This window comes from Photobacterium indicum (assembly GCF_003026215.1).
Taxonomy (GTDB): domain Bacteria; phylum Pseudomonadota; class Gammaproteobacteria; order Enterobacterales; family Vibrionaceae; genus Photobacterium; species Photobacterium indicum.
The window spans coordinates 1-14,052 of sequence record NZ_PYOC01000001.1 but is presented as its reverse complement, the minus strand read 5'-3'; the positions used below and the strand labels follow the sequence as shown (position 1 = coordinate 14,052).

The following is a 14,052-nucleotide window of genomic DNA, read 5'->3' as shown; positions in this document are numbered from 1 at the left end:
GAAACTTTTGCATTACAAGCTTTTAACCTTATTTGTTGTGATGTAGGTAACCAATGGGTTTTAAATAAGGCTGATGGATTTTTTGAGTTGTTATTTTAATGACTTTTGTTAAAAAAGCTCATGTTTTAGCATGAGCTTCTGAAGGGCGAATCCTATCATTTGTTTGAATGAATATTCAGGATTTTGTTGGGATGAGGTCTTCTAGCGCCGAAGATTGTAATGATTGGGCAGAATGATTGCGTGCTTTTTGCAATAAAGACAGCAATATTGTGTTATTCCATACCGTACTGCTATCTCCTTCTTGGTTATGCTTGCTGTAAATAGCAGCCATCATGTTCGCGACTTCTTGATCCATTTGGGTAATTAAATCGTTAGGTAGAGAATGTTTAGCCCACTGTTGATAGTAGGTTTGCACTTTTAATGCGTCATTCACAGTTACCGCTTGTACTAACCGATGGTAATTATCTGATGATATGGCTGTATTCTTAGCCGAGGCGTTAGTAGCAGGAGCTACGTTCTTTCTCGCACGTAACCAAAGCAGTAGGGTTATTACCCATAAGCAGGCAAAGGTAGCCGTTAGCCAAGGCCACCAACCAGAATCAGTAACCACGGTTATTTCTGTTGGTTTTGCTTCAGTTGTTGGTTGGCTATCAGGTAAAGCTGGCACCATAGGCGTACTGACTGTATTCGTGTTATCACCCGGCAATACCGTTAATGAAAGCCCGTCAACTTTGCTGGTTTCTTGAGTGCCTGTAATTGTATTCCACCAGTTGATTGAAAGCTCAGGAAGAACGAGCGAACCGTCTTTTCGTGGAATAATAACTTGTTTTACCGTCATGCTAGTGAAGCCATTGTTACTGCTGTACACCGGTTTTTCGTCATACATTCTGACTGAGCTAGGGTAGGTTAATGCTAGATTCGGCATACTGCTTTGGGCGGTATTTTTAATGTGTAACGTGATGACGCGTGTGATTGGCTCACCCACATGAATGTTATTTAACTGCGATGATCCCTGTTGTGGTTGCCATTGCTGTTCAATTTTTAGCTCTGGGGTTGGTAACCATAAGCCTTGATAATTATCTGGCTTACCTTTGATATTCAGTGTGATGTCTTTCGTTTTTTTATCAACAGGCACACTTAATGTTGAGCCAAAACCACGACTGCCTTTTACAACACTCCCTTTAAATTTCGCACCTTCTAACGTAATTGTGCCTGCTTTGGTGGCACTAATTTGGTAATAGCGAGTAATCACTATATATCGACGTCCGTTAAGCACCGTTTCCGTTTGTCTATCATCACCATCTTGCACAATATCAAGGCCATCACCAAGTGGCGCAACTAAAGCCGCTTGATCCATTTGCTCTCCGATTCGAATTTGAACTCGATAGCGTAAACTCTCACCTACGTATAGCTGACTTTTATCTATTTCAGCATCGACTTTAATGTCGGGCTCTGTTGATTTAGCGGCAGGGCTTGCGTTACTACTTTTTAAGGACGTGATGGTAATGGGTTCTGTGGTGGAGCTGCCAATTCGAAAGCTCGGTATCGTAAATTCGCCAATTGCTTTGGTTGCTATAGCCACTTTCCACTCTGTATTACGTGAAACCACCCCATTATTGAACGAATTTATGCTGCTAACGCTAGGGCGTCCATAGGTAAAATAGGTCGCAAGCGGTGATAAATCCAGAGAGTTAGTATTTATATTGGCATCGACAGAGACGACTAATTGAAAGACTTCGTTCACACCCACAATATTTTTAGACACCGTTGCCACTGCTTGTGCAGCTGAAGCAGTTGTTGGTAGTGAGCCGATAATGAATAGCAACGCCCCTAAAAAACGGATAGCCGGGCGCTTTAACTGAAAATAACGTTTTATCATTTTGTTCATTGTTTTTATCACCATGAATTTTCGGTAGCTTTAGGTGCTTGTTTTTGTCTTGCTTGCAGTTGCAGCTGAGCACGAATAAGGCCGCTCGTATTGTCTGGTACTTGTTCGAGTTTCTTTAGCACAGGATTGCTGGCTGATAAGGGATTAGCATTGCTGTTTTCTGGGCTGTTTTTTATGTCACTACTCTCTGCGGGCACAGCTTTTATCTTTTTGTCGGCATCATTTGTCGTGTCGTCTTTTGAGGAACCTTGTTGCTGAGAAATTTTATCTTTGTCACTTGGTTCATTGCTATCGGCTTCATTGGCTTGTTGACTTTGGCTTGATGAGTTATTAGCACTCGCATCTTGATCACTTTGTTTTTCGTTTTGTTGCTGACTATCTTGTTGTTGGTTCTGCTGAGGGGCATTTTTTTCACCATCAGCGCTCGATTGTTGATCTTTCCCTTTTTGCTGTTTCTCTTGATCAGCGTTTTGCTGGTCTTTATTTTGTTGACCGTTTTTTTGTTGATCTGAGCTTTCTTGCTTTTGATCTTTGCTTTGCTGAGAGTCAGATTGATCTGATGGTGACTGCTGATTGTTGCTGTTATCAGATTTATCTTGTTTTGAATCGGATTGTTGATTCTTTTGATCCGACTTATTTTTATCAGCCTTGTTTTTATCTGAGTTGTTTTGCTCCGATTTTTGTTGCTGTTGCTGTTGCTGTTGCTGTTGCTTTTCTTGCGCTTCTTTCACTATCTTAAGGTTCTTTTTTGCATCAGCGTCATTAGGGTCATCTTTTAAGATTGATTCATAGATAGCTTCTGATTCCTCAAGTTTCCCTGTTTGTGCGTAAGCATTCGCTAAGTTATAACGCGATCTTTGATCGGTTAATGGCTTTAAGGTTTCAATGGCTTTTTCGTAGTCGCCTGACTTGTATTCAGCAATCCCTTTCCAAGCGGGAGAATTAAAGTTTTTTGCGGCTTCAGCAAAGTTACCTTGCTCATAAAGTTGATAACCGCGCAAGTTACTGTTTACCCAAGGGGAAGCATTGGCATTATCGATTGGCATTAATACGAACATTGCAGCAATCACCACACCACGTCGAAATCCAAGCAATGCGAATAAAGCCAGTGGAAGTAATAGCCAAAAGCCGTTGTTTACGCGCTCTTCTAATTCTTTGGTTTTATCTAAATTGGCTTGTTCTCGCGGTTTAGCCGTTAATGCCACAATGGTGTCGACATCACGGTTATTGGCTTGAGATAACTGCAAATTTCCTCCTGTGCTTTTTACCAGTGGTAGTAGTGTATCTACCTCTACACGGGCAATAACAGGGTTACCATTGCTGTTACTTAACAATGTGCCATCAGGTTGTTTGATGGGGGCGCCTTGCTGTGTACCTATGGCTAATATTGATAAGCGGTAATCCTGATCTTTGACTAAGGCCATGGTTTGATCGGATTCTTGCTGGGTCATACCATCGGTAATAATAATGATGTCGCCAGCTTGATGCCCCGCTTGTTTTAATAGTGAAATCGCTTCTTGCACACCCGCTGCCGCATTGCTGCCTTGAATTGGCATGATCTCTGGCGATAAATTTGGGATCAAATTCTTTAAGGTGCTACTGTCTTCGGTGAGTGGGCTAACCACATAGCCATCAGCAGCGTAAGCGACTAAACCAGTGCTACCTTCTTTCCAGCCTGGCAACATATCTAATGCCTTAAACCGTGCCTGTGTTAAGCGGTTTGGAGCAATATCTGTTGCGTACATTGATCGCGACATGTCCATCACCAACACTCGTGCACCAGAAAGACTGTAAGCGGGTAGGGTATTTTTTTCCCAACTTGGTCCCGCCAATGCGAGTACTGATAGTAACCAACCCAAAGCTAAAATAACGAAAGGTGTGTTTTTCACCTTGCCTCGTTCAAGCCCTAAATGCTTGGCAAGGTGCGGTGCAATTAATCCTGAATGGTGTGCTTTACCTTTTAACCAAGGCAATATTAGCCCTAAAGGAATAAGAGCGAAGAACCAATACGGATGAAGAAATGTAAAATTAGCCACGACGTTTCCTCATAAAAGCAATGATAATGGAGAGCATCAATGCGATGGCTAATGGATAGCGGAACAGTTCGTCACGTGGACGCCATGTTTGCTGTGCAGTGTTTATCGGTTCCAGTTGGTCGATAAGCTGATAGATGTGTTCAAGCTCTTGTGGGTTGCGTGCTCGGAAGTATTGCCCCCCAGTCATATCTGCAATCTTGGTCAGCATTCTTTCATCAAGGTCTTGTGAAGGGTTCACTTTACGATTACCAAAGAAGCTTTTTTGAATCATTTCTTCAGCGCCAACCCCGACGGTATAAATAGTGACATTACTTTCTGCGGCAAGTTTTGCAGCTTCTAATGGCTCAATAACACCGGCGGTATTTGCGCCATCACTGAGCAAGATAATCACCCGCTGTGGAGCCTCGCTGTTGATAAAGGTTTTGGTGGCAATGCCAAGGCCTTCACCGATGGCGGTGCTTTGTCCTATTAGCCCTAATATTGTACGTTCGAGCTGTTGTTTAACGGTATTACGGTCAAAAGTGAGTGGGGTTTGCAAATAGGCATGCTGGGCAAATAAAACTAAACCTAAGCGGTCACCTTTACGTTGCTCAATAAATTCAGCCAGTACATATTTAACTGCTGCTAGACGATCAATGCTTTCACCACTTTTGGTTACCATATCTTCGATCGACATCGATCCTGATAGATCGACAGCCAGTAGCATATCGCGATGATCCGGCTGTACTTCGATAGGATCGCCATACCAAACAGGACGGGCTAACGCAGCTATTAAGCATACCCAGAGTAAAGACATCATCACTTTGCGCCAAATACTATTTGGCTGCTGTTGTCCTATGCCTTCAGGCAATTTAGGTAAGGTTATTGCTGCGGGTTTCATTACTGGTTTACTAAATCGATAAACCAGCCAAGCGAGGGGTAATAGTGCCCAAGCCCAAATCCATATGAATTCAAACATCTTGTTGCTCCTGCTTAGAAGCCGAGGTGTTATCGACAGAAGCATTATCTGTTACGTGTTTATTTGGCTTTGGCGGCAATGCGCAGGTGATCCAGTTTGATGCGAGCTTTTTACATTGCATTAATTCGTCTTCACTAAGGCCATTGGGAGAGAAAAGACCTTGTTGCCAAACATCAGAATAGGCTAAAAAACCTTGTTGTTTCGGTGGCAATTGTTGATCAAGAAAAGATAGCCAGCGTTGACCTGTTAACCCTGCAACTTGTTGGCGAGGAAAATAGCTAAGGGCTGCTTTACGCAGCAATTCATTAATATCACCCAATTGGGGTGTTTGTGCCATTGCTTTAAGCTGTTGTTTTGCTTCGTGCTGAGCTTGTTTGGATGCACGATGTTGTTTGATCTTTCTGAATAACAATCTAGAAAGATAAGAAAGCGCAGTTACGCCAATAATAATACATAGCCACCATCCCCAAGCGAGTGGCCAAGTACCCGGTATATCTTGAAGATGTACATCGGCAAGTGGCAGCGTAGTGGTGGCTTTATTCATTGGTATTGTTGGATCAGCCATGGTGAATGCGTTGACCTCCTAACTGTTGAAGCAAAGGTATAGCTGCAGATAAAGAATGCAAGGGTATCGCTAAGGTTTGTGCCATGTCTTTAATGAAGAGTTGATGGGCTAGGTATTGTTCACTCAGTTTCTCTTTGGTTTTTTTTGCAGAAAAGTCGAGCCACAACGATTGCTTATTATCTGTGACGCTTTCATACCCTGTAAAACTCGTTTGCCCTTGCTCTAAAGGATCATGGATCTGTACAAATTGAATACGGTTATGGTGGCGTAGTTGACTTAAACGGCGTTTATCACTTAACGCTAGCTGGTAAAAGTCACTAATGACCACAATCTCACTGCCTTTCGGGCACAGGTGATGAAGGTGTTTCAATGCATCTGAAAAAGGCAGTGAATAGTTGTTTTCGTTAGATTGCTTATATTGATCCTCGGATGCTGCTGACGTCTGTGCTTTGTGTACTTCAATCAGTGCATTAATAACCCGTAATGGTCCCTGTCGGCGTGCGGTCGGTTTACATTCGGTCAATTGCTTACCGTCATAGATAATTGCACCAATACGATCTTTTTCTCGTACCGCTAACCAGCTGAGTAAACTGGCAAAATGTGCAGCCTGTACTGATTTCAATAATAACTGTGAACCGAACCTCATGCTGTTACTAATATCAATTAATAACATAACGGGTTGTTCGCGCTCTTCGGTAAATAGTTTGGTATGGGTTTTACCTGTCCGTGCGGTTACACGCCAATCAATGGCGCGAATATCATCACCCGCTTGATATGGACGAACTTCTGAAAAGTTCATTCCCCGTCCTTTTTGACGGCTCACGTGTTGACCGTTTAACTGAGACCAAACACTTTGCGCTGGTGGAAGCCAGCGCACAGCTTGGTTTTTGTATTGCAGTAACTCAGCCAGACACAAATTCACACCATCGCTATGCGAAGGGAGAGTTGGTGCTATCTGTGATTCTGTCATGCGCAAGCAACCCGCTCGATCAAGTGGCTTATAATCGAATCAGCTGCAATGCCTTCTGCTTGTGCTTCATAGCTCAATAACAATCGGTGGCGCAGTGCCGGATAAGCCATTTTTTGCACATCTTCTGGCGTGACAAAATCACGCCCATTCAACCATGCATGGGCGCGTGCACAGCGGTCGAGAGCCAATGTTGCTCGTGGGCTAACTCCCATTTGTAACCAGTTGGCTAATTGATCGCTGTAACGCTCTGGCTGGCGTGTTGCCATGGTTAAGCGAATTATATAACGCTCAACATCCTCTGCCATATGAATGCTCAGTACTGCTTTACGTGCAGCAAAAATAGATTCTTGTGTAATGTGTACTGGGTCTGCCTTCTCAATACCCAGCGCTTCGCCGCGATTAAGACGAAGAATTTCCAACTCGCTGGCTTCATCGGGGTAGTTCACATTCAACTGTAACAAGAAGCGATCAAGTTGTGCTTCAGGTAACGGGTAGGTACCTTCCTGTTCGATTGGGTTTTGTGTTGCCATTACTAAGAACAGCTCAGGTAATGGGTATGTTTTTCGTCCAGTAGTAATTTGTTTTTCAGCCATTGCTTCTAACATTGCGGCTTGTACTTTCGCTGGCGCGCGGTTGATTTCATCGGCTAGTAATAATGAATTGAAAATAGGACCCGGCTGAAAGGTAAATTCAGCGGTCTCTGGACGAAATATATCCGTACCTGTTAAGTCTGCGGGTAATAGATCGGGGGTAAACTGCACGCGATGAAAACTACCTTCAATGCAATCCGATAGGATTTTTACTGCGCGTGTTTTCGCTAAACCAGGGGGGCCTTCTACCAAGATATGCCCATCTGCAAGTAAGGCAATCAGTAACTGTTTTACAAGATCGGGCTGACCGATGACCTGAGTTTCGAGATAAGTTTTAAGGCGTTGAAATGTTGAAGCTAACATCGAAATATATGTCCTTGAAATACAAACAGTCAAACAGAAATGATGAAATTTAAGACTTAAAAATGACAATAAAGTTCATGAATTTTATCGTTTAAGTCTTTGAATCGTCATGTGTGTTCTTATTTAAGGGTAGTGCGAAAACAAAGGAATTAACATTAATTATTTTTTATTCATAGACTTATAGATAATCAATGAACAGGCGCTATTAAGGTGACACAAGAAATGAATCTGAACTTTCTTGGTGCAAAAAGAGTCATTCGGCTTTCTCCACGATATTCTTCAGAGCATTAGCATTGCACAATATCAGCGTTGAGTTTTGGAATAACGGACATATGCTGAGGCTAATTGAAATGATCCTTATAAGGCATATGTTAAATAGCCAACCTGTATAAAGAGGCTGGTTATGGTAACTAAACTCAGTACTAATGGGGGGAGCCGAGCTTTATCTGAGTGCTTCATCAAAGCAGTTTGCGACAGAACCTTCTGTATTTGATCATCCTCTACAAAGACGCGTAGAGCCAATATCTTTGACAAGAAAAAGCAGTGGTCGAAACCGACCACTGCTTTGAGGGTGATAAAAGAATGACTAAACGCGGTTGATATCCGTTTCTGGGAAGAAGTTAGCCCTGGTGATCCAGTACGCGGCAGCTGTATAGAAAAGCCAGAGCTAAATGCTCTGGCTTTTTTTTACCTAGAATATGCCAAAAAAATGAGCTGTTAATATTCCCCACAGATAATGTTAACCATCCATTAACATTGCCGTTACGCGTCATGGCAATTTAAATATACAAATATGCGTTCGAATGAATAATTAAATTGCATCAGTACACATATAAGATGCAAGGAAATGATTGTTTATATTATTTTTATATCGAAGTTGTCCTGTATGTCTATTCCGTATTAATTTACTTGTTTCTGCTTAAATCAAGCACTGCGTTATGTAAGTGAAATGTTATCGGTGCTGATTTCTTAGTGTTGGGTTAATATTCAATGCTACATAAGAATATTGGTCTGACCATTAATGTCATGTATTGATATTGCTATGCGTGTGTGTTCTTATAATGTTTATGCAACATGTTTTTCATAATAGTGTCGCATTTTGTAATTAAGATGTATTCAAATCAATTTGTTATTTGTAGTTAGTATTAACTTTTACAATATTACTTCTTGTAATGTTGTTTTTAGAATTTTCAATTATTTCATGGTGATAGTTCATCTTTGTGATGGGCGCGGAGTCTTTTAAATGAACAAGAAAGCATTAGTTACTGGCGCTAAAGGTGGTATTGGTTCGTCGATTACAAAAGGATTAGTTGAGGCTGGTTATCGAGTAATAGCCACATATTTTCCAAACGGAGAAGCTAAGGCAATAGAATGGTTTGAAGAGAATAATTATTCAGAAGAACAGGTTCGTTTATTCCCTTTGGATGTTACGGATACAAGCTTTTGTAAAGAGGCTATTGCAACATTATTGCGAGAAGAAGGTAACATTGACGTATTGGTTAATAATGCAGGCATTACTCGTGACTCGACATTTAAACGTATGTCAGCGGCACAATGGAATGAAGTAATTAATACAAACCTCAACAGTTTGTTCAATGTTACACACCCTTTGTTTGACTCTATGTGCCAGCATGGAAATGCTCGAATTATTAACATTACTTCTGTAAACGGTCTAAAAGGTCAGTTTGGTCAGGCGAACTACTCAGCAGCAAAAGCTGGAATGATTGGCTTTACCAAAGCCTTAGCTGCTGAAGGTGCCCGTTCGGGTGTAACCGTTAATGCAATTGCACCTGGTTACACTGGTACACCAATGGTTGAAGCGATTCAATCGGAAGTATTAGACTCAATTAAAGCTGATATTCCAATGAAACGTCTAGCTATGCCACAAGAAATTGCCGGTGCAGTCACTTTCTTAGCAAGTGATGCAGCAGCATATATTACAGGCGAAACGCTGTCGGTAAATGGCGGTTTGTACATGAACTAATCCATAACCTTCAAGAAAGAATGGTTGGATAAATTTGATTGGAAAGGGAAGTTAAGATCATGACTAAAGTATTTATTGTTGCTGCTAAACGTACAGCTATTGGCAGCTTCAACGGTGCATTAAAAACAGTTTCAGCAGCACAACTGGCAGCTGTAGCAATTAAGGGGGCTTTGGCACAAGGCAATATACCTGTAGAAGCTATTGATGAAGTTGTTGTTGGTAATGTTATTGGCGCAGGTCAAGGAATGGGACCAGGTCGTCAAGCCGCAATTTTTGCAGGGATCCCAAATGAAGTACCGGCTTATAGCTTAAATATGGTTTGCGGCAGTGGCATGAAAGCAGTCATGGATGCAGCTGCGCACATCAAAGCGGGTGATGCTGAACTTGTGGTTGCAGCTGGTGCTGAGTGTATGTCACAGATCCCTTTCTCTGCATCATCAAAGATTCGTGATGGTCAGAAAATGGGTAACTTAGAGTTAACTGATTTACTTATTGCTGATGGTTTAACAGATGCCTTCAATGATTACCACATGGGTGTAACTGCTGAAAACGTAGTTGCAAAAGTGGGTCTAAATCGTGAGCAACAAGATAATTTTGCATTAGCAAGTCAACAAAAAGCGATAGCAGCTATCGAGCAAGGTAAGTTTGTCGATGAGATTGTACCTGTTGAAGTGAAATCACGTCGTGAAACAAAAGTAATTGATACAGACGAATATCCAAAGTCAGATGCCTCTTTTGAAGGATTAGCAAAGCTACGTCCTGCATTTAAGAAAGAAGGCTCAGTTACTGCGGGTAACGCATCGGGTATTAATGATGGTGGTAGTGCCATTATCGTGGCTTCTGAAGCTGCAGTAGAAAAATACGGTCTAACACCATTAGCTGAAATTGAAAGCTACGCACAGGCGGGTGTTGCACCTGAACTTATGGGGCTAGGACCTGTTCCTGCTGTTATTAAAGCTTTAACTAAAGCAGATCTAAATATTGAGTCTGTTGGCTTATTTGAATTCAATGAAGCGTTCGCTGGTCAAGCTCTTGGTGTGCTGCATGAAGTCGCTAAAGAGTTAGATACGTCAGTAGAAGATTTAGCTGAACGTTCAAACGTAAATGGTGGTGCCATTGCATTGGGCCACCCGCTAGGTGCTTCAGGTAACCGTATTATTGTTAGCCTTTTACATGAAATGCGTCGTCGCAATACTGAATACGGCTTAGCAACACTATGTGTTGGTGGTGGTATGGGTACAGCGATTGTACTGAAGAGTGTTTAAGTAGTACCTGTTTTACATTAACGCAGAATATTCACAGATTGTACCTAGATAAAATATGGCTAGGTACTTCAATTATACTTTTATATTAAGGAATCATGACTATGTATACGGAAATGTTTAAATCTTTCTCTGAGCAAACTGAAAAAACACTTGCACCTTACGCTAAGTTTAACAAGCTATTTTCTAAAAATGTTGAAGAGCTAACTGAGCTTCAACTTACAGCTGTTCGCACTTACAGTGAATTGGGTCTTTCTCAGTTAAAAGCAGTTGGTGAAGTTAAAGATCTTCAATCATTGGCTGAGTTCAATGGCCAGCAGCTTGAAACACTAACTAAGCTTTCTCAGCAGTTAATGGAAGACAGCAAGAAGTTCTCATCAGTTGCACAAACATTTAAAACTGAAGTTGATGAACTAGTTGCAGAAAATGTAAAAGAAGTAACGCCAGCATAATTGCATGACCATTCTGCCGCCCAATTCATGGGCGGCATTTTAGTCCAAATACAGAGGTCATTGTAATGAACGACAACTTCTTCTCGGACTACTTTGCCAAGCTCCAAGATATGAACCAGCTATGGTGGAAGGAATTGGATTCCGGCAAAGCAGCTCTAAATACTCCCCTCAATAAAGCGATGAATGAAATCAACTTGAAAGATACTGTTGAGTTGATCGATAAGGCCAGCGCTCAGCCAGGAGTACTTGCGAAAGTACAAATGGATTGGTGGGAAAGTCAGATGAAAATCTGGCAAAGCGTCACTATGCCAAATAGTGATGGTGATAATAAAATTAAACCTGAAAAAGATGATAAGCGCTTTAGTGATCCCGCTTGGGATAATGAGGCGTATTATAGCTATATAAAGCAGTCATATTTACTCTTCAGTAATACAATGAAAGAAAGTATTGAATCAATTGAAGGGTTGGATGACAAAGCGAAAGAACGTCTTGGCTTTTTCTCTCGACAAGCTATTAATGCACTTTCTCCTACAAATTTCGTAACAACGAATCCTGAACTCGCTAAATTAACTGTTGAAACTAACGGTGAAAACTTAGTAAAAGGTATGGAGTTGTATCAAGAAGACGTACAAGCAAGTGCCGATGTTCTTAAAATCCGAATGACAAATGATAGTGCATTTGAATTGGGTGAGAACATTGCCAACACTGCAGGTGATGTGGTTTTTAAAAATGATTTATTTGAATTGATTCAGTACAAGCCATTGACTGAAAAAGTGAATCAAACACCGCTTCTTATCGTGCCTCCTTTCATTAATAAATACTATATCCTTGATCTTCGCGAGAAGAACTCAATGGTACGTTGGCTAGTAGAGCAAGGCCATACAGTATTTATGATGTCTTGGCGTAATCCTGATGCCACAATGGCAAATATTGATTTTGATGACTATGTGCTAGACGGCGTAGTTAGAGCCGTTGATGCTGTCGAAAATATTACTGGTGAGAAGCAAATCAATGCTGCAGGTTATTGCATTGGTGGAACGTTATTGGCGACGACTTTAGCTTATTATTCCGCTAAACGAATGCGTAATCGTATCAAGTCTGCTTCGTTTTTCACTACGTTGTTAGACTTCTCTCAACCAGGTGAAATAGGTGCGTATGTTAACGATCCTATTGTCTCTGCAATTGAAGCCCAGAATGAAGCTAATGGTTATATGGATGGACGCTCACTGAGTGTCACGTTCAGTTTGTTACGTGAAAATAGCCTTTATTGGAATTATTATGTAAATAATTATCTAAAAGGCAATAGCCCAATAGATTTTGATCTGCTTTATTGGAATGGCGATAGTACTAATGTTGCCGTTGCATGCCATAGCACTTTATTACGACAGTTCTATCTAGAGAATAAACTGGTCGATCCAAAGGGATATAAAGTGGGTGGGGTCTTTATTGATTTGTCGAAGATTAAAGTACCAACATACTTTATCTCTACGCAAGAAGACCATATTGCATTGTGGCAAGGCACATACCGTGGTGCACAGAACTTAAATAGTAAATCAACATTTGTTCTTGGTGAATCAGGTCATATTGCGGGCATTGTTAATCACCCAGCTAAAAATAAGTATGGGTACTGGATCAATGATGAAAAAATTGACGATCCAGAAGCATGGCTAAGTAATGCAAAGCGTGAAGGAGGCTCTTGGTGGAATCATTGGGACACATGGCTAGCTGACTTTAATCCAGAAGAACAAGTTGAACCTCGTGAAGCAGGTAATGCTAATTATCCTTCTATAATGACAGCTCCTGGTAATTATGTTCGCCAAACACTGCCAATAGAGGTTTCAAATGTAAAATCTCAACAGGTAAAGTATGTTGAAGATGTTTAAAATTTAAATATTGCAGAATAATGATATATAGCCGACGTTAATACGTCGGTTTTTTGCTTTTGGCTGCAGATAAAATTACATTTTTGCTCTAAATTGCTGCTGAAGGAAACAGGTTGGTTGTTTATTGAACGGTTGGTAAATAAATCAATAAAAACTATTGTCATGGCTGAATATCTCCCTATAATGCGACCTCACTGACACGGAGTACGGCGCTTAGCCAGCAACCTAGTCAGTATGTTCTTTAACAATTTGACCATGCAATCTGTGTGGGCACTCGTGAAATTTTAAGTCGAAAGATTTATCAATGAACTGAGTGACCTTGATCATCGCAAGATGACACAGTCAATTTATGCTTCATTTCTTCGCAAGAAGAAAGAAACAAGAATATCAGTAAAAATCATTGAGCCGATTCGAAAGAATCAACAAAACTTTAATTGAAGAGTTTGATCATGGCTCAGATTGAACGCTGGCGGCAGGCCTAACACATGCAAGTCGAGCGGTAACAGGAATTAGCTTGCTAATTTGCTGACGAGCGGCGGACGGGTGAGTAATGCCTGGGAATATGCCTTAGTGTGGGGGATAACTATTGGAAACGATAGCTAATACCGCATAACGTCTTCGGACCAAAGAGGGGGACCTTCGGGCCTCTCGCGCTAAGATTAGCCCAGGTGGGATTAGCTAGTTGGTGAGGTAAAGGCTCACCAAGGCAACGATCCCTAGCTGGTCTGAGAGGATGATCAGCCACACTGGAACTGAGACACGGTCCAGACTCCTACGGGAGGCAGCAGTGGGGAATATTGCACAATGGGGGAAACCCTGATGCAGCCATGCCGCGTGTATGAAGAAGGCCTTCGGGTTGTAAAGTACTTTCAGTCGTGAGGAAGGCATTGTAGTTAATAGCTGCAGTGCTTGACGTTAGCGACAGAAGAAGCACCGGCTAACTCCGTGCCAGCAGCCGCGGTAATACGGAGGGTGCGAGCGTTAATCGGAATTACTGGGCGTAAAGCGCATGCAGGCGGTCTGTTAAGCAAGATGTGAAAGCCCGGGGCTCAACCTCGGAACCGCATTTTGAACTGGCAGACTAGAGTCTTGTAGAGGGGG

The 14,052-nt window shown here is 41.7% G+C and carries 10 protein-coding genes and 1 rRNA gene; 5 read left to right on the top strand and 6 right to left on the bottom strand.

Annotated elements, in window-relative coordinates; genetic code table 11:
* Positions 1-175: 175 nt before the first annotated feature.
* The 6 genes from C9J47_RS00055 to C9J47_RS00030 are packed head-to-tail and all read right to left on the bottom strand — an operon-like array spanning position 176 to position 7,370.
* Positions 176-1,888, bottom strand: coding sequence for a BatD family protein (locus tag C9J47_RS00055; protein WP_245903215.1), 1,713 nt, complete (start codon positions 1,886-1,888; stop codon positions 176-178).
* Positions 1,889-1,896: 8 nt separating this feature from the next.
* A complete protein-coding gene (locus C9J47_RS00050) occupies positions 1,897-3,924 on the bottom strand; it encodes a VWA domain-containing protein (RefSeq protein WP_107251681.1) in 2,028 nt (675 codons plus the stop codon).
* Entirely contained in the window at positions 3,917-4,882 is a 966-nt protein-coding gene (locus C9J47_RS00045) for a vWA domain-containing protein (protein WP_107251680.1), read from the bottom strand. Before C9J47_RS00045 ends, C9J47_RS00050 begins: the two co-directional genes overlap by 8 nt.
* Complete coding sequence (locus tag C9J47_RS00040) at positions 4,875-5,447, bottom strand: DUF4381 domain-containing protein (protein ID WP_107251679.1); 573 nt, start codon at positions 5,445-5,447, stop codon at positions 4,875-4,877. Before C9J47_RS00040 ends, C9J47_RS00045 begins: the two co-directional genes overlap by 8 nt.
* The gene (locus C9J47_RS00035) at positions 5,440-6,417 is read right to left on the bottom strand and encodes a DUF58 domain-containing protein (RefSeq protein WP_107251678.1); all 978 of its coding nucleotides are present in this window, start codon (positions 6,415-6,417) and stop codon (positions 5,440-5,442) included. Before C9J47_RS00035 ends, C9J47_RS00040 begins: the two co-directional genes overlap by 8 nt.
* Positions 6,414-7,370 (bottom strand): AAA family ATPase, encoded by a 957-nt coding sequence (locus C9J47_RS00030; RefSeq protein ID WP_107251677.1) that lies wholly within the window; start codon positions 7,368-7,370, stop codon positions 6,414-6,416. Before C9J47_RS00030 ends, C9J47_RS00035 begins: the two co-directional genes overlap by 4 nt.
* Before the next feature lie 1,243 nt (positions 7,371-8,613).
* On the opposite strand from C9J47_RS00030, the gene C9J47_RS00025 reads away from it, so the two are divergent.
* The 5 genes from C9J47_RS00025 to C9J47_RS00005 form a co-directional block, all read left to right on the top strand.
* Positions 8,614-9,354, top strand: a complete 741-nt coding sequence (locus C9J47_RS00025; protein WP_107251676.1) for an SDR family oxidoreductase — start codon at positions 8,614-8,616, stop codon at positions 9,352-9,354.
* A gap of 59 nt (positions 9,355-9,413) precedes the next feature.
* A complete protein-coding gene (locus C9J47_RS00020) occupies positions 9,414-10,619 on the top strand; it encodes an acetyl-CoA C-acetyltransferase (protein ID WP_107251675.1) in 1,206 nt (401 codons plus the stop codon).
* Positions 10,620-10,720: 101 nt separating this feature from the next.
* Positions 10,721-11,068: a phasin family protein gene (locus C9J47_RS00015; RefSeq protein WP_107251674.1), complete on the top strand. Its 348-nt coding sequence runs from the start codon at positions 10,721-10,723 to the stop codon at positions 11,066-11,068.
* Positions 11,069-11,133: 65 nt separating this feature from the next.
* On the top strand, positions 11,134-12,951 hold the full coding sequence (gene phaC / locus C9J47_RS00010) for a class I poly(R)-hydroxyalkanoic acid synthase (protein WP_107251673.1): 1,818 nt from the start codon (positions 11,134-11,136) through the stop codon (positions 12,949-12,951).
* Between the two features lie 431 nt (positions 12,952-13,382).
* Positions 13,383-14,052 (top strand): 16S ribosomal RNA (locus C9J47_RS00005); the annotation flags it as partial.

Excerpts from the sequence above, each read along its gene's own strand:
- C9J47_RS00055 (WP_245903215.1), bottom strand. The coding sequence starts at position 1,888 with ATGAACAAAATGATAAAACGTTATTTTCAGTTAAAGCGCCCGGCTATC.
- C9J47_RS00045 (WP_107251680.1), bottom strand. The coding sequence starts at position 4,882 with ATGTTTGAATTCATATGGATTTGGGCTTGGGCACTATTACCCCTCGCT.
- C9J47_RS00040 (WP_107251679.1), bottom strand. The coding sequence starts at position 5,447 with ATGGCTGATCCAACAATACCAATGAATAAAGCCACCACTACGCTGCCA.
- C9J47_RS00035 (WP_107251678.1), bottom strand. The coding sequence starts at position 6,417 with ATGACAGAATCACAGATAGCACCAACTCTCCCTTCGCATAGCGATGGT.
- C9J47_RS00030 (WP_107251677.1), bottom strand. The coding sequence starts at position 7,370 with ATGTTAGCTTCAACATTTCAACGCCTTAAAACTTATCTCGAAACTCAG.
- C9J47_RS00025 (WP_107251676.1), top strand. The coding sequence starts at position 8,614 with ATGAACAAGAAAGCATTAGTTACTGGCGCTAAAGGTGGTATTGGTTCG.
- C9J47_RS00020 (WP_107251675.1), top strand. The coding sequence starts at position 9,414 with ATGACTAAAGTATTTATTGTTGCTGCTAAACGTACAGCTATTGGCAGC.
- C9J47_RS00015 (WP_107251674.1), top strand. The coding sequence starts at position 10,721 with ATGTATACGGAAATGTTTAAATCTTTCTCTGAGCAAACTGAAAAAACA.
- phaC (WP_107251673.1), top strand. The coding sequence starts at position 11,134 with ATGAACGACAACTTCTTCTCGGACTACTTTGCCAAGCTCCAAGATATG.